Origin of the sequence: Streptomyces sp. NPDC002580 (genome assembly GCF_042889485.1) — a bacterium.
Lineage (GTDB): Bacteria > Actinomycetota > Actinomycetes > Streptomycetales > Streptomycetaceae > Streptomyces.
Genome location: NZ_JBIAQZ010000005.1, coordinates 81353 through 102511, shown reverse-complemented (window position 1 = coordinate 102511; position 21159 = coordinate 81353). Strand labels below are relative to the sequence as shown.

Sequence of the window (21159 nt, the reverse complement as noted above, 5' to 3'; positions counted from 1 at the left end):
CACCCGCCGTCACGCGAAAGGTTTCCAGATGCTCTCCGGGAACGGCCGTCACCGTCGCCCTCGTCAGGCACCTGCTCTCATCGTCGCCGCGGGGGTGGCCGGATCGGCCATCGCCATTCCGCTGCTCGCGGCGTCGAGTGCCAGCGCGGCCGACGGGAACACCTGGGACCGGGTGGCGCAGTGCGAGAGCGGCGGTGCGTGGAGCTCCGACAGCGAGAACGGGTACTACGGCGGGCTTCAGCTGTCCCAGGACGACTGGGAGGCGCACGGCGGCCTCGAGTACGCCCCGCAGGCCGACCAGGCCAGCCGCTCGCAGCAGATAGCCGTCGCGGAGCGACTGCTCGACGACCGGGGCCTCGCGGCCTGGCCGACCTGCGGGCCGCTCTCCGGGCTCGGTACGAGCTCGGGTGACGTCCAGGTCGACACGGGTGTCGAGGGCGATGCCGGGAGCGAGTCGGGCGGATACGGGTCGTCCGGTCTGTCGACCGAGCCCGACTCGACCCCTTCCTATGGTTCGTCCGCTTCGGGTGACTCCTCGGACGCCACTCCGGAACCCAGTGCTTCGCAGAGCTCCGACAGCTCCGACAAGACGGCCACCGAAGGTGACAAGTCGGGCAAGTCGGGCAAGAAGGGCGCCTCTTCGGGGGCTTCCGACGACGAGAGCACCGGTGCCGGGCGGCACCGCGGCGACAGTGCCGCCGAGCGGGCGGCCGACAGCCGAGGCGATGTCGCCGTCGGTCGGCACGCCTCGCGCGACGTCCTCGACGACCTGTACGTCACGGACGGCCTCTCGGGTTCCTCCGACTCCCTTCTCCTCGACAGCGGATGGGGCAACCTGTCCACCGCCGACGAGGACGCCGCGGACGCCGGTCCCGGCCTCGTCGTGCCTGGTCGGAGCATCGCCGTCACCGTCGAAACGCTCCAGCAGTAGGGGGAGTTCGCGTCACGATTCGCCGTGGAATGTCCGGTTTGGCGGAAGTGAGAGATGGGTCTCAGAAGCCCTGATCGTCTTTGAAATTCCGCCGATCGACTGCTTACGGTCGGACCGCTCGCCACAGCGGGCCCCGACGATCGCAACGCCGAATCCTGCCAGCGGCCGTACGGGAACACTCGTCGCGTCAAGCGCCGTAGGCAGGAGCGGGGGACCCAAGGTAAGCGCCGCGTCCGGGAGTTGAGAGACACCCGGGGACGGCTTGGGGTTAAGCCGCGTGCCGGACGTCCTGGAGACCAGGACCGAGGGGACGCGGCCGGGCAACTCAACCGGCCCGAACCCGACAGCTCACCTCGCAGGCGTCGGTGAGGGGATCACTCCATGCTGTTTTCCGGCAAGGGCAAGCACCGCCGTCCGAACAAGGCCACCCGCGTCGCCACGCTCGCCGGCGTCACCGGCGTCGCCATCGCCGCCCCGCTGATGGCGGCCGGCAACGCCTCCGCGGCCACCGCCTCCGAGTGGGACGCCGTCGCCCAGTGCGAGGCCGGCGGCAACTGGTCGATCAACACCGGCAACGGCTACTACGGCGGCCTGCAGTTCTCGGCCTCCACGTGGGCCGCGTACGGCGGCACCGCCTACGCCGCCACCGCCGACCAGGCCTCGAAGTCGCAGCAGATCACCATCGGCGAGAAGGTCCTCGCCGGGCAGGGCAAGGGCGCCTGGCCGACCTGCGGCGTCGGCCTGTCGAGCGCCGCGTACACCGGTGGCACCTCGACCCCGTCGACCCCCTCCGGCTCCTCCTCGTCGAGCGCCTCGCAGGACACCGCCACCCGGACGACGGAGCAGCCCGTCTCCCGTTCCGCGGAGCGCCCGGCCGCGCAGAAGACCGTCACCACCCCGACCGGCAAGAAGGTCAAGAAGGGTGACGGCGAGTACAAGGTCGTCAAGGGTGACACCCTCAGCTCGATCGCCGAGAAGAAGCACGTCAAGGGCGGCTGGCAGAAGCTGTTCAAGCTGAACAAGGACATCGTCGCCGACGCCGACTTCATCTACCCGGGCCAGCAGCTGCACCTCGGCTGAGTGCCGCGGCGCGCCGGTCGGTGACGGTCGCTTTCGGCGGACGGCGACCACCTCCCCGGCGGCGCTCGGCCCTCTCCGGGCCGAGCGACAGCTCTCCCCTCCCTGGCCGGGCCTTTTTGGGAAAGGCCCGGTGAGGGCCCCCGTTCCCCCGGGCTCCCCGCTCCGGTGCGTTCTCCCCCGTACGCACCGGAGCGGGGTTTTTCATTTCTTCTTTGTTTAGTTCAGGAACAATATGTACTCTCAGTTCTGCCCGAGGGGTGGTCGATCGGCTGGCCGATCCCCCTGGGCCGGTTAGGCTCATCCCGCGGGGCTGCCGAGCCCCGCGTAATCGCGTCACATCCCAATAAGGAGATGCTCGTGCCGTCCATCGACGTCGTCGTAGCCCGGGAAATCCTGGACTCCCGAGGCAACCCCACGGTCGAGGTCGAGGTCGGCCTCGACGACGGCAGCACGGGTCGTGCCGCCGTTCCGTCCGGCGCTTCCACCGGCGCCTTCGAGGCCATCGAGCTCCGCGACGGTGACCCCAACCGCTACCTCGGCAAGGGTGTCGAGAAGGCCGTCCTCGCCGTCATCGAGCAGATCGGCCCGGAGCTCGTCGGCTACGACGCCACCGAGCAGCGCCTGATCGACCAGGCGATGTTCGACCTGGACGCCACCGACAACAAGGGCTCGCTCGGCGCCAACGCCATCCTCGGCGTCTCGCTCGCCGTCGCGCACGCCGCTTCCGAGGCGTCCGACCTCCCGCTCTTCCGCTACCTGGGCGGCCCGAACGCGCACCTGCTGCCCGTTCCGATGATGAACATCCTGAACGGCGGGTCGCACGCCGACTCGAACGTGGACATCCAGGAGTTCATGATCGCCCCGATCGGCGCGGAGTCCTTCTCCGAGGCGCTGCGCTGGGGCGCCGAGGTCTACCACACCCTCAAGAAGGTGCTGAAGACCAAGGGCCTGTCCACCGGCCTCGGCGACGAGGGCGGCTTCGCCCCGAACCTGGAGTCGAACCGCGCCGCGCTGGACCTCATCCTCGAGGCCATCAAGCAGGCCGGTTACGTCCCCGGCGAGCAGATCGCGCTCGCGCTCGACGTCGCCGCGTCCGAGTTCTACAAGGACGGCAAGTACGAGTTCGAGGGCAAGTCCCGCTCGGCCGCCGAGATGACCGAGTACTACGAGGAGCTCGTCTCCGCGTACCCGCTCGTCTCCATCGAGGACCCGCTGTACGAGGACGACTGGGCCGGCTGGAAGGTCATCACCGACAAGCTGGGCGACAAGGTCCAGATCGTCGGCGACGACCTCTTCGTCACCAACCCGGAGCGTCTGGCCCGCGGCATCGAGGAGGGCTCCGCGAACGCCCTGCTCGTCAAGGTGAACCAGATCGGCTCGCTGACCGAGACGCTGGACGCCGTCGAGATGGCCCAGCGCAACGGCTTCAAGTGCATGATGTCCCACCGCTCCGGCGAGACCGAGGACGTCACCATCGCCGACCTCGCCGTCGCCGTGAACTGCGGTCAGATCAAGACCGGCGCCCCGGCCCGCTCGGACCGCGTCGCCAAGTACAACCAGCTGCTGCGCATCGAGGAGATCCTCGACGACGCCGCGGTGTACGCCGGCCGCAGCGCGTTCCCCCGCTTCAAGGGCTGAGCCGCAAGGCCCGGGCGCTGAGCCGAGAGGCTCGGGAAGCGTCGTCCCTACGTCCCCGTACCCGGTCCCGTACCGTGTGCGGGGACGTACGCACGTGACGGCCCGCACCGACGGGCCAGTACTGGGGAGGCGGGACTCATGGCCGTGAAGGACCGGGACCGGTTCTCCACCTCGACCAGGCTGAAGCTGCTCGGTGAGCAGACCGCGGCCCGCGTCTACCGCTCCCAGACCAAACGGCAGGCCCGCCGCTCCCGGCTGACCGGCCGGGCCGCGCTGCTGGCCCTCGTCCTGTGCTCCCTGATCGTCGCCCTCGCGTACCCGATGCGGCAGTACGTCTCCCAGCGCGCCCAGGTCGCCGATGTGGAGCGGCAGCGGGAGCAGGCCCGGCAGCGGGTCGAGCAGCTGCGCGACCTCAAGGCGCGCTGGCAGGACGACGCGTACGCGAAGCAGCAGATCCGGCAACGGCTGCACTATGTGATGCCGGGTGAGACCGGTTTCGTCGCGATCGACCCGGACGCGGCGAAGCAGTCCCGCGCCGGCCGGGGCGCGGCCGACCGACCCTGGTACACCAATGTCTGGGACGGCGTGGACAAATCCGACGCCGCCGACCAGTGACGACCCATGAACTGACCAGAAAGACACGTGACTCACGGCATGGAAACGGCACCGCCCACCACCCCGCGCACCGAGCCCACCGACGCCGACGTCGAGGCCTTCAAGCAGCAGCTCGGCCGGCCGCCGCGCGGGCTGCGCGCGATCGTGCACCGCTGCCCCTGCGGACAGCCGGACGTGGTGGAGACGGCCCCCCGCCTCCCCGACGGGACGCCGTTCCCGACCACGTACTACCTGACGTGCCCCCGGGCCGCGTCGGCGATCGGGACGCTGGAGGCCAACGGGGTCATGAAGGAGATGACCGAACGGCTGGCCACCGATCCCGAGCTGGCCGCGGCCTACCGCGCCGCCCACGAGGACTACATCGCGCGCCGTGACGCCATCGAGGTGCTGGTGGGCTTCCCGAGCGCGGGCGGCATGCCGGACCGGGTGAAGTGCCTGCACGTCCTGGTCGGCCACTCGCTGGCCGCGGGACCGGGCGTCAACCCGCTCGGCGACGAGGCCATCGCGATGCTGCCGGAGTGGTGGCGCAAGGGGGCGTGCGTGACGCTCCCCGCGGCGGACGGCCCGAAGGGCGGGGCGGAGGGCTCCGGTGACCCGGCGGACGCCGCGGATGCCGCGGACGCCGCGGACTCGGCTCGGGACGGCGCGCGGGAAGAGGACCGGTGACGCGGGTCGCCGCCGTCGACTGCGGTACGAACTCGATCCGGCTCCTCGTCGCGGACGCGTACCCGGAGACGGGGGAACTCGTCGAGCTGGACCGCCGGATGACCATCGTGCGGCTCGGTCAGGGCGTCGACCGGACGGGGCGGCTCGCCCCCGAGGCCCTGGAGCGGACGTTCGCCGCGTGCCGCGAGTACGCGGCGGTCGTCAAGGAGCACGGCGCCGAGCGGCTGCGTTTCGTGGCCACCTCGGCCTCCCGGGACGCGGAGAACCGGGACGACTTCGTGCGCGGGGTGCTGGACGTCCTCGGCGTCGAGCCGGAGGTCATCACCGGCGACCAGGAGGCCGAGTTCTCCTTCACCGGCGCGACCAAGGAACTGACCGGGCGTGACGACCTCGCCAGGCCCTACCTGGTGGTGGACATCGGCGGCGGTTCGACCGAGTTCGTCGTCGGCGCCGACCGGGTGCGCGCGGCACGCTCCGTGGACATCGGCTGCGTACGGATGACGGAACGCCACCTCGTGCGCGACGGCGCCGTGTCCGACCCGCCCACGGTCGAGCAGATCGCGGCCATGCGCGCCGACATCGGGGCGGCCCTCGACCTCGCCGGGGAGACGGTTCCGCTGCGCGAGGCGCGCACGCTGGTGGGGCTGGCCGGCTCGGTCACCACGATCGCGGCGATCGCGCTGGAGCTCGACGCGTACGACTCCGCGAGGATCCACCACTCCCGGGTCTCCCTGGAGCGGGTCCGCGAGATCACCGAGTCGCTGCTGCGCTCCACCCACGCCGAGCGCGCGGCGATTCCCTCGATGCATCCGGGCCGGGTGGACGTGATCGGGGCGGGTGCTCTCGTGCTGCTCTCGATCATGGAACGGACCGGGGCCCGGGAGGTCGTGGTCAGCGAGCACGACATCCTCGACGGGATCGCCTGGTCGGTGGCCTAGGTCTCCTTTGCTACTGGTCAGTAGCATCGGCTGAGCAGGTCGGATAACGTATGAGCGCGTCCGAGGGGGGCTCGGGGGACCCCTCGGACGGACCGCGCCGAGAAAGTTCGTGAAGTTCTTCACAAGGAAAAAGGCCCCTGAGGGCGAAGAGGTGGCCACTTGGGCCCCCGTACGGGGTTCCGGCGGCCCCCGGACGTGATCGACAGGGCGTTGCGATCACGTTTCCGGGCGGTGAAACCGAGGTGCGGTCCGCTCGGCCGAATGGGTTGGACCGCAGCTCACGCGGTGTTGACAACGGTACGAAGTGCCCGGCGGTTCCGGCCGGTCACCATGACCTCGGTCACGTGGGCGGCGGAGTGTAGCAGAGCCCCCGCCCATGCTTGTGAAGGGGCGCACGAGCGACCCCCCGGGAGCGGGTGGATACTCGATGGCATGAGCACCACGGAGCGTCCCAGGATCCTCGTAGTAGGCGGTGGGTACGTAGGCCTGTACGCAGCTCGGCGCATCCTCAAGCAGATGCGCTACGGAGAGGCGACCGTCACGGTCGTCGACCCCCGGTCGTACATGACCTACCAGCCCTTCCTCCCCGAAGCCGCCGCAGGCAGCATCTCCCCGCGGCATGTCGTCGTCCCGCTGCGACGCGTACTTCCCAAGGCGGAGGTCCTCACGGGCCGGGTCACCACCATCGACCAGGACCGCAAGGTCGCCACGATCGCCCCCCTCGTGGGTGAGGCGTACGAGCTGCCCTTCGACTACCTCGTCATCGCGATGGGCGCGGTCTCCCGCACCTTCCCGATCCCCGGTCTCGCCGAGCAGGGCATCGGCATGAAGGGCATCGAGGAGGCCATCGGCCTGCGCAACCACGTCCTCGAGCAGCTGGACAAGGCCGACTCCACCACGGACGAGGACGTCCGCCGCAAGGCGCTGACCTTCGTCTTCGTGGGTGGCGGCTTCGCCGGCGCCGAGACCATCGGCGAGGTCGAGGACATGGCCCGCGACGCGGCCAAGTACTACAGCAGCGTGTCCCGCGAGGACATGCGCTTCATCCTCGTGGACGCCGCGGACAAGATCCTCCCCGAGGTCGGCCCCAAGCTCGGCCAGTACGGCAAGGAGCACCTGGAGAGCCGCGGTGTGGAGATCTACCTCTCCACCTCGATGGACTCCTGCGTCGACGGTCACGTGGTGCTGAAGAACGGCCTCGAGGTCGACTCCAACACGATCGTCTGGACGGCCGGCGTCAAGCCGAACCCCGTTCTCGCCCGCTTCGGTCTGCCGCTCGGCCCGCGCGGCCACGTGGACACCCAGACCACCCTCCAGGTGCAGGGCACGGACTACATCTGGGCCGCCGGCGACAACGCCCAGGTGCCGGACGCCGCCGCCCGCAAGGCCGGTGTCGAGAACGCCTGGTGCCCGCCGAACGCTCAGCACGCGCTGCGGCAGTCCAAGGTCCTCGCCGACAACGTGATCTCCGGCATGCGGGGCTTCCCGCAGAAGGAGTACTCGCACGCCAACAAGGGTGCGGTGGCCGGTCTCGGCCTCCACAAGGGCGTCGCGATGATCGTCATGGGCAAGATGAAGATCAAGCTCAAGGGCCGTCTCGCCTGGTACATGCACCGCGGCTACCACGGTCTGGCCATGCCGACCTGGAACCGTAAGATCCGCGTCTTCGCGGACTGGACGCTCGCGATGTTCCTCAAGCGCGAGGTCGTCTCCCTCGGCGCCATGGAGACTCCCCGCGAGGAGTTCTACGAGGCCGCCAAGCCGGCGCCGGCCCCCGTGGCCGCCGCCAAGACCGAGGAGAAGGCCAAGGCCTCCTGACCTCCGGTCACCGAACGCCCCGAAGGGGCCGCCCGCCATCCGTGGTGCGGGCGGCCCCTTCGGCGTTTTCCGGCCGTAAAGCATGGTGTGTACACGCATTTTGCGAATCCGTGACGCGCGGGCGGGACTGCGCGCGGACCGGGTAGATGTTTACGTGATGTCGGAGCGTTCGGGAGTGTCGTCTCGGAGGTGTACGCCATGCAGGACGCCGCGCAGCGGCTGAACAGCCTTGCCGGACAGTTGCTGGGAGCCCCGCTCCCGTTGCGCATCAGGGCCTGGGACGGTTCGGAGGCGGGTCCGCCCGGGGCCCCGGCGCTCGTCGTCCGCAACCGGCGGGCACTGCGCCGACTGCTCTGGAAACCCGGCGAGTTGGGGCTCGCGCGGGCCTGGGTCTCCGGTGACCTGGGCGTCGAGGGCGACCTCTACACCGCCCTGGACCTGATCTCCGGGCTCGTCTGGGAGCGCGGCGAGGACGCGCGGGGACTCGGAGCGGCCCTGCGCGACCCCGAGGTGCGCGCCGCGGTGCGCGGGCTGGTGAGGATGGCCGGGCCGCCGCTGCCGCCGACGCCGCCCGTCGAGGAGGTGCGCGGACGCCGGCACCGGCACACCAAGCACAGCGACAGACGGGCCATCAGTCATCACTACGACGTCGGCAACGACTTCTACGAGCTCGTCCTCGGCCCCTCCATGGTCTACTCGTGCGCCTACTGGGACGAGGACGGCACCCTGGAGGACGCCCAGCGCGACAAACTCGCCCTGGTCGCCCGGAAGCTGGCCCTGAAGCCCGGTCAGCGGCTCCTCGACGTCGGCTGCGGCTGGGGTTCGATGGCCGTCCACGCCGCCCGGGAGCACGGCGTGACCGTGGTCGGGGTGACGCTGTCGCAGGAACAGGCCGCGTACGCCCGTAAACGGGTCGCGGGCGAGGGACTGACCGACAAGGTGGAGATCCGGGTGCAGGACTACCGGGACATCACCGACGGGCCCTACGACGCGATCTCCTCCATCGGGATGGCCGAACACGTCGGCGCCGAGCGCTACCTGGAGTACGCCGAGGTGCTGAACCGCCTGCTGAAGCCCGGCGGCCGGCTGCTCAACCACCAGATCGCCCGGCCGCCCCGGCGCGACGAATCGGGTTACGCCGTCGACGAGTTCATCGACGCCTACGTCTTCCCCGACGGTGAACTCGCGCCCGTCGGGACGACCGTGACGCAGCTGGAGCGCGCCGGGTTCGAGGTGCGCGACGTCGAGTCCCTCCGGGAGCACTACGCGCTCACCCTGCGCCACTGGGTGGCCAATCTGGAGGCCGGATGGTCCCGTGCCGTCCGGCTCACCAGCCCCGGCCGGGCCCGTGTCTGGCGTCTGTACATGGCGGCCAGCGCGGTCGCCTTCGAACGCGACCAGATCGGCGTCAACCAGGTGCTGGCGGTGAAGACCCCGGCCGGAACCGGCGCGTCCGGGATGCCGCTGCGAGCCAGGACCTGGAACTGAGCCGGAGCGGACGACGCTGAAGGGGCCCCGTTCCGGGTGGAACGGGGCCCCTTCACGGGTGCCTCCAGGGCCGCTTCACCGAGTGCCTCCGGGACGGCTCACCGGGTGGCTCCCGGGACGCGGTCCGGGCCTCGTGGCCGCCGCGGTCCGGCTACTCCGACTTGATCGCGGCGAGCATGTTCAGGCGGGCCGCCCGGCGGGCCGGCCACAGGGCCGCCAGGACCCCGACCGTCGCCGCGAGGAGCAGGAAGACCGCCATCCGCCCCCAGGGCAGCACCAGTTCGTACGTCGCCATCCTGCTGCCCAGCAGCTCGCCGGCCGCCCAGCCGAAGAACACGCCGAGACCGATGCCGAGGACGCCGCCGAAGAGCGAGATGACCAGGGACTCCAGCCGGACCATCCGCTTGACGCCCTTGCGGTCCAGGCCGATCGCGCGGAGCATCCCGATCTCCTGCGAGCGCTCGAAGACCGACATCGCGAGGGTGTTGACGACCCCGAGGACAGCGACGATGACGGCCATCGCCAGCAGCCCGTAGAGCATGTTCAGCATCAGCGTGAACATCTGCGCGATGCTCTCGGAGAGGTCCTGCTTGCTCTGCACCTTGATCGCCGGGTTGTCGCCGAGGGCCTTCTCCAGCCTGTTCTCGGCCGCGTCCGAGGCGCCGCCCGCCGTCTTCACCATGACCTGCATGGCACGGGCGTCGCTCCGGTGCGGGGCCAGCGCCGAGTCGTCCAGGATGATGCCCTGGATCATCACGTTGCCCTCGTACACCCCGGCGACGGTCAGGGTCCCCTTCTCACCGTCCTCGTAGGAGACCCGGAAGCGCGAGCCGGCCTTCCAGCCGTGGGACTCGGCGGTGTCCGCGTCCACCACGACCCGGGCGCCGCCGACCGCGAACGAGCCGTCGGTGACGGTGAGGTCGGTGAGCTCGCCGATGGCCGCGCCGTTGACGCCGGTCAGGAACTCGGTCCGCCCGTCGACGCGGGAGGGCGCGTTGCGCAGCGAGCTGATGTCGGTGACCCCGTCGACCGCGGCGAGCTTCTTCTCGACGTCCGGGGAGAGCCCGTTGCCGTTCGCCATCGTCACGACGTAGTCCGCCTTGATCGCCGAACCGGCCATCTTGTCGATCGCGTTCTGCAGGCTGCCCGCCATCACCGTCATGCCCGTGATCAGGGTGAGGCCGATCATCAGCGCCGAGGCCGTGGCGGCCGTGCGGCGGGGATTGCGCACCGAGTTCTGCCGGGCCAGCTTGCCGGAGATCCCGAAGACCCGCAGGGCGGGAGCCGCCGCGGCGATCAGCGGGCGGGACAGCAGCGGGGTCAGGACGAAGACGCCGATGATGAGCAGCACCGCGCCGAGACCCATCGGGGCCTGGCCGTCCGAACCGTCCATCGTCGTCGCGTACAGGACCACGGCGACACCGGCGGCGGAGAACAGGGCGCCGATCGTGTTCCGCAGGACCAGGGACTTCGTCGTCGCCTTCGCGTGGACGCTGCTCATCGCGGCGACCGGCGGGATCTTCGCGGCCCGGCGGCCGGGCAGCCAGGCCGCCAGCATCGTGACGAGGACGCCGACGAGCAGCGCCGTGCCGATCGTGCCGGGCGAGACGACCAGCGGGCCGTCCGGGACCGTGGCACCGAGCGTGCCCATCAGGGAACGCATCGCGGCACCGATGCCGATGCCCGCCGCGAGCCCGCCGACGGCGGCGACCGCGCCGACGACGAACGCCTCGATCAGCACCGACCGGGTGACCTGGCGGCGGGAGGCGCCGACGGCACGCAGCAGCGCCAGTTCCCTGGTGCGCTGGGCCACCAGCATGGTGAAGGTGTTGGCGATGATGAACGTGCCGACGAACAGCGCGATCCCGGCAAAGACCAGCAGGCCCGTCTTCATGCCGCTCATCGCCGCGGAGATCTGCTCGGCCTGGTCGTCGGCGAGCCGCCGGCCGGTGGTCGTCGAGGCGACGTCCTTCGGGACGACCTCGTCGAGCGCCTTCCGCAGCGCGGCCTGGCTGGTGCCCGGCGCGGCCTTCACGTCGATCTCGTCGTACGAGCCGGCCGAGTGGAACAGCCGCTGCGCGGTCGCCGTGTCGAACAGGGCGAGGCTGCCGCCCGCGGCCACGTTGCCGTCGTCGGTGGTGAAGACGCCGGTGACCACGGGTTCGAGGACGGGCCCGTCGACCGACAGGCGCAGGGTGTCACCGACCTTGTAGCCGGCCCGCCTCGCGGTCTCGGCGTCGATCGCGACCTCGTCCGCGCCGTGCGGGGCGCGACCGCCGGTCAGCGGGTAGCGGGGGTCCTCGCCCCCGTCCTCGCCGCTCCAGTAGTTGCCGCCCTGGGACTGGAAGCCCCCGCCGATGAGCTTGCCGTTCTTGTCGGCGATGGCGGTGAACCCGTTGACGACACCGATCGCGGAGGCGGCTCCCGGTACCCCGGCCGCCTTGTCGAGCAGCGGTCGCGTCAGCTTCGGCCGCCGGCCGACGGAGTCGTCCGAGGGTGCCGGGTGCTCCGGTCGGATGGCGACGTCGACCTGGTCGAAGCCCTTGGCGGAGCTCTTCTGGTAGGCGTCCGAGATGGTGTTGGTGAAGACCAGGGTCCCGGACACGAACGCCACGCCGAGGAGCACGGCGAGCACGGTCATCAGGAGCCTGGCCTTGTGCGCGAGCACGTTGCGCAAGGCGGTACGGAACATGGGTCTTCTCAGTCCAGGAGTCGCGGGAGGGCGAGAGGGAGGGCGCGGGAAGGCGTGGGAGGCCGCGGGCGGACGCGCGCGGGCGTGGGGGCCGCGGCGGGCCCGGCCGGGCGTCCGGCGGGGCGGGGATCCGCCGGGATCCGATCCCTGATCCCCGTAACCCCCTTGCGAGGGCGCGGGGTGTGGAGGCGGGGCGTGGTGCGGGGAGGCGGGCGGAGGGGCCGCTGCGAGTGGGCGGGCCGGGGCGGCCGGGGGTCAGCCCTTGTGGCTCTTGCCGTCGAAGTCGGGCGTCCGGGAGCTTCCTCCGGGAAGGTTCCGCATGCGGTCCAGGACGGAGTCGGCGGTCGGCTCGTGGACCTCGTCGACGATCCGTCCGTCGACGAGGAAGACGACCCGGTCCGCGTAGGCGGCGGCCACCGGGTCGTGGGTCACCATCACCACGGTCTGGCCCAGTTCCCGTACGGAGTTGCGCAGGAAACCGAGGACCTCCGCGCCCGAACGCGAGTCGAGGTTCCCGGTCGGCTCGTCGCCGAAGATGATGTCGGGGCGGGAGGCGAGGGCGCGGGCGACGGCGACGCGCTGCTGCTGGCCGCCGGAGAGCTGGGAGGGCCGGTGGCTCAGACGGTCGGCGAGGCCGATCATCTTGATGACCGTGTCCAGCCACTCCTTGTCGGGCTTGCGGCCCGCGATGTCCATGGGGAGCGTGATGTTCTCCAGGGCCGTCAGGGTCGGCAGCAGGTTGAACGCCTGGAAGATGAAGCCGATCTTGTCCCTGCGCAGCTTGGTGAGCTGCTTGTCCTTGAGGGAGCCGAGTTCGGTGTCGCCGATGCGCACCGAGCCGGAGGAGAAGGTGTCCAGTCCCGCCACACAGTGCATCAGCGTGGACTTGCCGGACCCGGAGGGGCCCATGATCGCGGTGAACTCGGCCTGCCGGAAGTCGACGCTGACCCGGTCGAGCGCGACCACCTGGGTCTCGCCCTGCCCGTAGACCTTGGACAGTTCCGTGGCGCGGGCCGCGACCGAGGTGCTGGTGGCGACGAGGGGAGTGGTGGTCACGGAAGGGTGCTCCTGACGGTACGACGACGGTGAGGGGGTCGTGTTCCATCGTCCACCCCGATCCGCGGCCTGTAGTCAGCCGCTGTTCCGGTTCCGGGGGCAGACTCCGGTCGGACCGGGAGCGGTTCCGTCATACCTGGGGATGACGGAACTCCCCGAGGGCTCTCCGGGTAGGGGGCGGCGCGGGGAGGCCGGCAGGGCGTCCCCGTGGGAGGCGCGAGGACCTGGTCCGGCGTCGGCCGCTCCCGAGGGTGCCGCCTCCCGGAGTCGTCGTCCGCGTCGCGTTCCGACCGTGCTCGGACGGTGAAATTCCGTCAATCCGTGTACGCGGGTGCGAAGCGTCCGAAAGGCTGTTGGCAAGTGCTGACGGCCCTTACCGGGTGCTGATGCATCCTCAGACATCAATAAAATAAGACAACATCGGTTCACCCGGCCGCTGTTGGGGGCTTGCGCCCCGATAGTCTCGGGAGCTGGATGCGGAGCCCATGGCCTGCCCGGATGGTGGAATGCAGACACGGCGAGCTTAAACCTCGCTGCCCCTCGCGGGCGTACCGGTTCGAGTCCGGTTCCGGGCACCACACCGCATATGCGGATCGAACCGCCAGAACGCCCGATTCTCCCGCCCGCCCGGCGACGGCCCGCCGCGCCGGGCGGGCGCGCGTGCGCGACCGGGTCCGTGTACGGGACGCGCGGCGACCGGCGCCGAGCGCCTCGCCCTCCCCGCCCGCACCGCCCTCGCACCCTCCCTCGCACCCGCACCCTCCCTCGCACCGGTCCTCGCCCTCGCCGGCCGTCCTCCCGGAGAACCGGAGCGGGGCGGCGGGTGAAGCGGGGAGGGTGAGGGGGCGGGGCGGTCCGCCGGGCCCCGGAGCCCTCCGGAAGCCGGTGGTCACGGCTTCGTACCAGTGGGGGCGTGGCGGAGGACACACGCGTACGGTGGCTCCACGAGGGAAAGATCCTCCCCAAGCAGGAGGGCCATTCCTTTGCCTACCTATTACTCTTGAGCCCAAGGCCACTCAGGGTGGCCATGGAGGAGTGAAATGAGGAGCAGTAACCCGGTCTTCTCGCGACGGGGGTTCAGCCGCGACAACGGCTACGCGGGCTTCAACGCGGCGCCGCAGGCCGGGGGACCCGCTGTCGGCACGCAGGGGAACCCGTACGCCCAGCAGGGCGGCAACCCCTACGCGCAGAACCCGTACGCACAGCAGGACCTTCAGCACGGCGTCCCGCCGCAGGCCCCGGTCACCACCGGCCGCATGACGATGGACGACGTCGTCATGCGCTCCGGCATGACGCTCGGCACCGTCGTCCTCGGCGCCGTCCTGGCGTGGGCCGTGCTGCCGGTGTCGTCGACCAGCTACGGCCTGGCCATCGGTGCCGCGCTGATCGCCTTCGTCCTCGCGATGGTGCAGTCCTTCAAGCGCACCGCCGTGCCCGCGCTGATTCTCGCCTACGCCGCCTTCGAGGGTGTCTTCCTCGGTGTCATCAGCGAGATGTACAACTCGGTGTGGCACGGCGCGCCCTTCCAGGCCGTGCTCGGCACCATGGCCGTCACCGGCGCCACCCTCCTCGTCTACAAGGCGGGCTGGATCCGGGTGACCGCGCGGTACGCGCGCATCGGACTGACCATCGCCATCGCGTTCGTCGCCGTCATGGCGGTGAACCTGCTGCTGGTCGTCTTCGGTGTCGCCCCGGACGGCGGTCTGCGCAGCAACGGACCGCTCGGCGCGATCGTCGGCATCCTCGCGATCCTGCTCGGCGCGTTCTTCCTGACCCTCGACTTCAAGCAGATCGAGGACGGCATCGCCTACGGCGCGCCGAAGGAAGAGGCCTGGCTGGCCGCGTTCGGCCTGACCATGACCCTTGTGTGGATCTACGTCGAGATGCTCCGCCTGGTCGCCATCTTCAGCGGCGACGACTAGCCGGGCCGACGGCCGGACCGGCCGTCACCTGACACGAGAGGGCCCGCGAACCACTGGTTCGCGGGCCCTTTGTCCTGTCGTCCGTCCTGTCGACGGACGTGCGACGTCTCGGTGGTGCGCGCTCAGCGGAGTTTGCGCGCGGCCCTCCTCAGGTCGTACTCGTGGATGATCGCCTTGGCATGGCCGTACGCGAGGTCGTGCTCGGCGCGGAGCCAGCTGACCTTCTCCTCGAAGCGGAAGAGAGCGGGGCCTTCGTCGACGGTGCGAAGCCAGTCGGAGATCTCACGACCGGTGCAATGGGGGATGCGGGCGAGCAGGTTGCGATGGGTCTCCTCGGAGAAGACTTGGGACATCGGCGCCTCCGAACGCAAAGGGGATGTAAGCCGGTCCTTCACGCCACCGTGCCTGAGGGGCGGGGCGTTGGCAACAGTCCCGTAGCTGCGCGTAGTCTCGCGGCGTGCTGGATACGACGCCGTTGACCCGTGCCGTGGACCACTTCGCCGACCTGCTGCGGGCCGCGCCGCAGAGCCGCCTGCAACGCTGCGCCGCGGCCGAGGCACTGGGGCTGGCCAGGGAGTTCGCCCTGCGCGCCCAGCGGGTCGAGGACCCGTCGGGGGAGCCGCGGGAGATGCCCGACGCCGGGATGTTCGCCGCCGCCGACCAAATCACGGTCGCCGCGCACGACTTGGCGCTCGTACTGAAGAACGAGAAGGAACTGGCCGAAGCGGTCGCACTCGTCGCGGAGGCGCAGAAACGCGCCGGTGTCTGATCCGGGGGATCGACTCCGGCGCGGTCGCCCGTCCCCCGGCGTAGGCCGGGGGTCGCGGGAGGCGGTCACGGCGACGCCGTGACGTGGCGGGTCACAGGGACGCGATGACGCGGTCCGCCAGGATGAAGATGCTCTCCTCGCCGAAGGCGAAGGTCAGGGCGTACGCGCCCGAGATGCCGGAGCCGCCGAGCAGGACCGGGGTCTCACCGGCCGCGAGGGCCGCGGCGAGCCGCTGAGCGGTCTCGCGGTGGCCCGGGGTCATGCACAGGGTCGTGCCGTCGGCGAAGACGTAGACGTCGAGCGTGCCGAGCGGGCCGGGGCGGACGTCCGCCAGCTCCGTACCGGACTCGGCGAGCTCCTCCAGGCAGGCCACCGTGCGCTCGTGGTCGTTGACCACGGGTGACTGGACCGGGACGAAGTCCGGGTGCGAGGGATGCCGGCGGCGGGCCGCGGCGAGCTCCGGGGAGTCTCCCGCGGTGCCGGTCTGGAGGAACTCCTCCAGGTCCGGCCCTGCCTCGGTGACCGGCTCCAGGTGCTCCAGGCCCACGAAGTCCGAGTGGCGCGGCAGGAACAGCTCGCTGTCCGGCAGACCGAGCAGCGACGGCGCGTCGGAGGCGTCACGTGCCTCCTGGGCGGCCCAGAAGGCCCGCGCCTCGGCGAGCTCCCGCTCCCGTTCCTCGGCGAGCGCCTCGGCCACGGCCGTGCGTATCTCGTCGGCGTCTGCGGCTGCACGCGCCGCTGGTACGAGACCCCGCGCGGCACCGGCGCGGCTCTCGGCGAGTTCGCTGCTCAACGCTGCGACCTGCCGACGCACACCGTGCAGGGTGCGCAGAACGGCGACGCCCACGGCCGCGGTCGCGGCGGTGGTGAGCAGCAGAGCAATCGGCATGGCGCTCACTGACGTACTCCCGGTTCAAGTCGGCCCCCGACTTCCTACATCAGCTTGAAGGGCGAACCATCGAACTGTCAGTGCGTAACGTCACGAATAGGACAGGACTTTGGGCCGCAGGTTTAGCTGTGTAGCCACTCTGACCTGCGCGGATGCCCTTCCGGGGGGACATAGGTCACATCTTGGATGGGATTGGGTCACAAAACGGCCCAGAGGCCCGGTGTTCGCGGGCTTCTGGGCCGATTCGGTCACGCTGGGTCCAACTCCCGTCACGGGAGCGGGTCATGTCGTCGTCAGCTGAGGCGCTCGATGACCATCGCCATGCCCTGGCCGCCGCCGACGCACATGGTCTCCAGGCCGAACTGCTTGTCGTGGAACTGGAGGCTGTTGATGAGCGTGCCGGTGATGCGGGCGCCGGTCATGCCGAACGGGTGGCCGACGGCGATGCCGCCGCCGTTCACGTTCAGCTTGTCCAGCGGGATGTTCAGGTCGCGGTAGCTCGGGATCACCTGGGCGGCGAAGGCCTCGTTGATCTCGAACAGGTCGATGTCGTCGACGGTGAGGCCGGCGCGGCTGAGCGCCTGCTTACTGGCCTCCACCGGGCCGAGGCCCATGATCTCGGGGGACAGGCCGGTGACGCCGGTCGAGACGATGCGGGCGAGCGGGGTCAGGCCGAGCTCGCGGGCCTTCGTGTCGGACATGATCACGAGGGCGGCGGCGCCGTCGTTCAGCGGGCAGCAGTTGGCCGCGGTGATCATGCCGTCGGGGCGGAAGACCGGCTTGAGGCCCTGGACGGCCTCCAGCGTCACGCCCGCGCGCGGCCCGTCGTCCTTGCTGACGACCGTGCCGTCGGGGGTCGTGATCGGGGTGATCTCGCGCTCCCAGAAGCCGTTCTTGACGGCTTCCTCGGCGAGGTTCTGCGAGCGCACGCCGAACTCGTCCATGTCCTGGCGGGTGACGCCCTTGAGGCGGGCCAGGTTCTCGGCGGTCTGGCCCATCGCGATGTACGCGTCCGGGATCAGGCCGTCCTCGCGCGGGTCGTGCCAGGTCGAACCCTCCGACTGCGCGACCTCGAGGGTGCGGGCCTCGGCGTCGGCGAAGAGGGGGTTGTGGGTGTCGGGCATGCCGTCGGAGGTGCCCTTGACGGACCGCGACACCATCTCGACGCCCGCCGAGATGAAGACGTCGCCCTCGCCGGCCTTGATGGCGTGCAGGGCCATGCGGGAGGTCTGGAGGGAGGAGGAACAGTAACGGGTGATGGTGCAGCCGGGGAGGTGGTCCATCCCCATCTGCACGGCCACGATGCGGCCGAGGTTGTGGCCCTGCTCGCCGCCGGGGAGGCCGCAGCCGAGCATCAGGTCGTCGATGAGCTTCGGGTCCAGCTCGGGGACCTTGGCGAGGGCGGCCTGGATGATCGTGGCGGTCAGGTCGTCGGGGCGCACGTCCTTCAGGGAGCCCTTGAAGGCGCGGCCGATCGGGGAGCGGGTGGCTGAGACGATCACGGCTTCGGGCATCACGGCTCCAGTGGCGTACGAGAAGTGTGCGGGGCTCTTGGGAAGTTACCCGTACGTACCGGCGGGGTCACCGTTCTCGGTGTGTGACACGGGCCGCACTTTCCAAGCGCTTGCTTTTTTCTGGCGGGGGCGCCTTTCGGGGTGGGGTCGGTGCGGGGCGGCCCCGGAGGGGGTGCTCCCCTCCGGGGCCGCCGTCCCCGGGGCTCCGCCCCGGACCCCGCTCCTCAAGCGCCGGAGGGGCTGAATCCTCCACCCCGCCTCTCAAGGGTCGCCCCGCGAAGCCCGGCCCGCGCCCCGACGCCGCGTGGACCCAGGAGCGCGGGGAGCTGCGCGGGAGGTTGTGTCGGGGTCAGGTGGGTCCGGGTGTGCTCGGGAAGGCGTGGCCGGAGGGGTTCGGGGTCGGGGCCGGCGGTGAGTCCGGCGTGGGGGGCGGGGACGGGGTCGCCGACGGAGACGGGGCTGGGTCGGTGGCGGGGAGGCGGCGGCGTCGGCGGCGCTTGAGGAGGGCCCAGGGACCGCGGGGCCCGGTGGGCATGGCGGCGACGACCTCCGTGCCGGGCTCGGACGCGGCCTCGGCGGCGGCCCGGGCGACCGGCAGGAACCCCTCGTGACGCGAGACGTCCGGCCGCTCCTCCTCGGCCGGCCAGAGGGCGAGCGACGCGCAGACCGTGGGCAGCAGCGCCATGGCCGCCGTCGCGTAGCCCTCGGCGGAGGGGTGGTAGTGGTCGGGCCCGAAGAGCTCGCGGGGGTTCGCCTCGAACTCCGGCCCCAGCAGGTCGCCCAGCGACACCGTACGGCCGCCCTGCTCGACCGTGCCGATCGTCTGGGCGGCCGCCAGTTGGCGGGACGCGCGCCGGGCCAGCCAGCGCAGCGGCTGCTGGACCTGCTCGACGGTCCCCAGGTCGGGACAGGTGCCGACGACGACCTCCGCACCGGCGGTGCGCAGCCGGCGTACCGCCGCGGACAGATGGCGCACGGAGCGCGTCGGCGGCATCCGGTGCGTCACGTCGTTCGCCCCGACCATGATCACGCAGATGTCGGGCAGCCGGGCCGTGTCCGACAGGGTCAGGGCGACCTGGCGGTCCAGGTCGTCCGACTGGGCGCCGGGCAGTGCCACGTTGCACAGCTCCACCGGCCGCTCGGCCACCGCCGCGAGCCCGGAGGCCAGCAGTGCGCCCGGCGTCTGGCGGGCCCGGCGCACCCCTTGGCCCGCGGCCGTGGAGTCGCCGAGCATCGTCAGGCGCAGCGGGGGTTCGTCAGGGGAGGCGCCGGTGTAGTCGTACCCGTAGAGACCGTCCGCGCGCGGGGCGTACGGGGCGTGTCCGTTGCCCACGTGCCGCTTCACCATCTGCACCTCGGCCAGCACCAGACCCACCGCCGCCGCGCCCACCAGCCCGACCCCGCCACCGCCGTACGCCGCGCCCGCAGCGATCCGCCGGGCCACTCTCGCCCTCGACAAGCTCGACATCCGTCGCCGCCACCTCCTTGTAGCCGTACAACCACTGCTTGCCCCGAAGGGCGGGTCGGCCAATCTCAACGGCGCGTGAACGGCTGCGCAGGGCCGTAGGCTGACAAGACCATTCCTGTTGAAAACGCAGCTCCGGAGACAACGGTGCAATTTCACGACTCGATGATCAGTCTCGTCGGCAACACCCCGCTGGTGAGGCTCAACAACGTCACCGCGGGCATCAAGGCGACCGTCCTGGCGAAGGTCGAGTACTTCAATCCCGGCGGATCCGTGAAGGACCGCATTGCCATGCGCATGATCGAGGCCGCGGAGGAGAGCGGCGCGCTCAAGCCCGGCGGCACGATCGTCGAGCCGACCAGTGGGAACACCGGTGTGGGGCTCGCCATCGTGGCGCAGCAGAAGGGGTACCACTGCATCTTCGTGTGCCCCGACAAGGTCTCCACCGACAAGATCAACGTGATGCGCGCGTACGGGGCCGAGGTCGTGGTCTGCCCGACCGCCGTCGACCCGGAGCACCCGGACTCGTACTACAACGTCTCCGACCGGCTGGTGCGGGACACCCCGGGAGCCTGGAAGCCCGACCAGTACTCCAACCCGAACAACCCCCTCTCGCACTATCACTCGACCGGCCCCGAGCTGTGGGAGCAGACGGAGGGGAAGATCACCCACTTCGTCGCGGGGGTGGGCACCGGCGGCACGATCTCCGGCACCGGCCGGTATCTGAAGGACGCCAGCGACGGCAAGGTGCAGGTCGTCGGCGCCGACCCGGAGGGGTCCGTGTACTCCGGCGGCTCGGGCCGTCCGTACCTCGTCGAGGGCGTCGGTGAGGACTTCTGGCCGACCGCGTACGACCGTACGGTCGCGGACGAGATCGTCGCCGTGTCCGACAAGGACTCCTTCCAGATGACCCGCCGACTGGCCAAGGAGGAGGGGCTGCTCGTCGGCGGCTCCTGCGGCATGGCCGTGGTCGCCGCGCTGCGGGTCGCCGAGCGCCTCGGCCCCGACGACGTCGTCGTCGTGCTGCTCCCCGACAGCGGGCGCGGCTACCTCAGCAAGATCTTCAACGACGAGTGGATGGCCGACTACGGCTTCCTGGAGGACACCGGCCCGAGCGCCCGGGTCGCCGACGTGCTGAACGACAAGGCGGGCGGCTCCATCCCGGAGCTCGTCCACATGCACCCGGAGGAGACCGTCGGCGAGGCCATCGAGGTGCTGCGCGAGTACGGCGTCTCGCAGATGCCCATCGTCAAGCCGGGCGCCGGCCACCCGGACGTGATGGCCGCCGAGGTCATCGGCTCGGTCGTGGAGCGCGAGCTCCTGGACGCGCTGTTCACCAAGCGGGCCTCCCTGGACGACCCGCTGGAGAAGCACATGTCGTCGCCGCTGCCGCAGGTCGGTTCCGGCGAGCCGGTCGGCGACCTGATGTCGGTGCTCGGTGGCGCCGACGCCGCGATCGTGCTCGTCGAGGGCAAGCCCACCGGTGTCGTCAGCCGGCAGGACCTGCTGTCCTTCCTGGCCAAGGGCGGCACCAGGGCGTGAGGACGGCGTGACCGGGGCGCGGGCGCGTCACGGGGCGGACGGCCCGCGGCACCCGGGGGCGCACGGGTGACGGTCGGGGGCGGCGGCGGGCGCACAACGTGCGGTCGTCCGCGCCCTCGGCGGGAATATGTTCGAA

17 protein-coding genes, 1 tRNA gene and 1 riboswitch are annotated in these 21159 nt (G+C 70.9%); of the genes, 12 read left to right on the top strand and 6 right to left on the bottom strand.

The genetic code is table 11. The features are described 5' to 3' along the window. Window positions 1-28: 28 nt before the first annotated feature. The 8 genes from ACFYW7_RS17225 to ACFYW7_RS17190 all read left to right on the top strand — a co-directional run bounded on the left by ACFYW7_RS17225 (window position 29) and on the right by ACFYW7_RS17190 (window position 9174). Window positions 29-931: a transglycosylase family protein gene (locus ACFYW7_RS17225; protein WP_389502915.1), complete on the top strand. Its 903-nt coding sequence runs from the start codon at window positions 29-31 to the stop codon at window positions 929-931. 182 nt (window positions 932-1113) lie between these two features. Continuing rightward, window positions 1114-1308: riboswitch (cyclic di-AMP (ydaO/yuaA leader) on the top strand. 4 nt (window positions 1309-1312) lie between these two features. Next, on the top strand, window positions 1313-2011 hold the full coding sequence (locus ACFYW7_RS17220) for a transglycosylase family protein (protein ID WP_389502913.1): 699 nt from the start codon (window positions 1313-1315) through the stop codon (window positions 2009-2011). A 351-nt stretch (window positions 2012-2362) separates the two neighbouring features. Further along, window positions 2363-3649, top strand: a complete 1287-nt coding sequence (eno, locus tag ACFYW7_RS17215) for a phosphopyruvate hydratase (protein WP_389502911.1) — start codon at window positions 2363-2365, stop codon at window positions 3647-3649. A gap of 138 nt (window positions 3650-3787) precedes the next feature. Continuing rightward, window positions 3788-4264: a septum formation initiator family protein gene (locus ACFYW7_RS17210; protein WP_389502909.1), complete on the top strand. Its 477-nt coding sequence runs from the start codon at window positions 3788-3790 to the stop codon at window positions 4262-4264. Window positions 4265-4303: 39 nt separating this feature from the next. Next, window positions 4304-4930 (top strand): DUF501 domain-containing protein, encoded by a 627-nt coding sequence (locus tag ACFYW7_RS17205; protein ID WP_389502907.1) that lies wholly within the window; start codon window positions 4304-4306, stop codon window positions 4928-4930. Next, window positions 4927-5868 carry an exopolyphosphatase gene (locus ACFYW7_RS17200; RefSeq protein ID WP_389502905.1) on the top strand — a complete coding sequence of 314 codons (942 nt, stop codon included), beginning with the start codon at window positions 4927-4929 and terminating at the stop codon, window positions 5866-5868. The genes ACFYW7_RS17205 and ACFYW7_RS17200 overlap by 4 nt, the downstream gene beginning before the upstream one ends. Before the next feature lie 432 nt (window positions 5869-6300). Next, window positions 6301-7686, top strand: a complete 1386-nt coding sequence (locus ACFYW7_RS17195) for an NAD(P)/FAD-dependent oxidoreductase (protein WP_389502903.1) — start codon at window positions 6301-6303, stop codon at window positions 7684-7686. Between the two features lie 198 nt (window positions 7687-7884). Then, a complete protein-coding gene (locus tag ACFYW7_RS17190) occupies window positions 7885-9174 on the top strand; it encodes a class I SAM-dependent methyltransferase (RefSeq protein WP_389502901.1) in 1290 nt (429 codons plus the stop codon). Between the two features lie 151 nt (window positions 9175-9325). Here the strand turns inward: ACFYW7_RS17190 and ACFYW7_RS17185 are convergent, their stop codons facing one another. Together ACFYW7_RS17185 and ACFYW7_RS17180 are read right to left on the bottom strand one after the other, a co-directional pair. Continuing rightward, entirely contained in the window at window positions 9326-11866 is a 2541-nt protein-coding gene (locus ACFYW7_RS17185) for an ABC transporter permease (RefSeq protein ID WP_389502899.1), read from the bottom strand. Between the two features lie 255 nt (window positions 11867-12121). Further along, window positions 12122-12922, bottom strand: coding sequence for an ABC transporter ATP-binding protein (locus ACFYW7_RS17180; protein ID WP_389502897.1), 801 nt, complete (start codon window positions 12920-12922; stop codon window positions 12122-12124). 492 nt (window positions 12923-13414) lie between these two features. Here ACFYW7_RS17180 and ACFYW7_RS17175 point away from each other — a divergent pair. After that, window positions 13415-13500: transfer RNA gene (locus tag ACFYW7_RS17175), tRNA-Leu, on the top strand. A 462-nt stretch (window positions 13501-13962) separates the two neighbouring features. Continuing rightward, window positions 13963-14844: a Bax inhibitor-1/YccA family protein gene (locus tag ACFYW7_RS17170; protein WP_389502895.1), complete on the top strand. Its 882-nt coding sequence runs from the start codon at window positions 13963-13965 to the stop codon at window positions 14842-14844. A gap of 122 nt (window positions 14845-14966) precedes the next feature. On the opposite strand, the gene ACFYW7_RS17165 is transcribed toward ACFYW7_RS17170, so the two are convergent. Continuing rightward, the gene (locus ACFYW7_RS17165; protein ID WP_200396381.1) at window positions 14967-15197 is read right to left on the bottom strand and encodes a DUF4287 domain-containing protein; all 231 of its coding nucleotides are present in this window, start codon (window positions 15195-15197) and stop codon (window positions 14967-14969) included. A 104-nt stretch (window positions 15198-15301) separates the two neighbouring features. On the opposite strand from ACFYW7_RS17165, the gene ACFYW7_RS17160 reads away from it, so the two are divergent. Beyond that, complete coding sequence (locus tag ACFYW7_RS17160; protein WP_389502892.1) at window positions 15302-15613, top strand: hypothetical protein; 312 nt, start codon at window positions 15302-15304, stop codon at window positions 15611-15613. A gap of 91 nt (window positions 15614-15704) precedes the next feature. Here ACFYW7_RS17160 and ACFYW7_RS17155 read toward each other — a convergent pair whose 3' ends face one another. The 3 genes from ACFYW7_RS17155 to ACFYW7_RS17145 all read right to left on the bottom strand — a co-directional run bounded on the left by ACFYW7_RS17155 (window position 15705) and on the right by ACFYW7_RS17145 (window position 19484). Beyond that, window positions 15705-16502 carry a hypothetical protein gene (locus ACFYW7_RS17155; RefSeq protein ID WP_389502890.1) on the bottom strand — a complete coding sequence of 266 codons (798 nt, stop codon included), beginning with the start codon at window positions 16500-16502 and terminating at the stop codon, window positions 15705-15707. A 293-nt stretch (window positions 16503-16795) separates the two neighbouring features. After that, window positions 16796-18016 carry an acetyl-CoA C-acetyltransferase gene (locus ACFYW7_RS17150; protein WP_389502888.1) on the bottom strand — a complete coding sequence of 407 codons (1221 nt, stop codon included), beginning with the start codon at window positions 18014-18016 and terminating at the stop codon, window positions 16796-16798. 349 nt (window positions 18017-18365) lie between these two features. Next, window positions 18366-19484 (bottom strand): SGNH/GDSL hydrolase family protein, encoded by a 1119-nt coding sequence (locus ACFYW7_RS17145; RefSeq protein ID WP_389502886.1) that lies wholly within the window; start codon window positions 19482-19484, stop codon window positions 18366-18368. A gap of 144 nt (window positions 19485-19628) precedes the next feature. On the opposite strand from ACFYW7_RS17145, the gene ACFYW7_RS17140 reads away from it, so the two are divergent. Then, window positions 19629-21023: a cystathionine beta-synthase gene (locus tag ACFYW7_RS17140; protein WP_389502884.1), complete on the top strand. Its 1395-nt coding sequence runs from the start codon at window positions 19629-19631 to the stop codon at window positions 21021-21023. Window positions 21024-21159 lie beyond the last annotated feature (136 nt).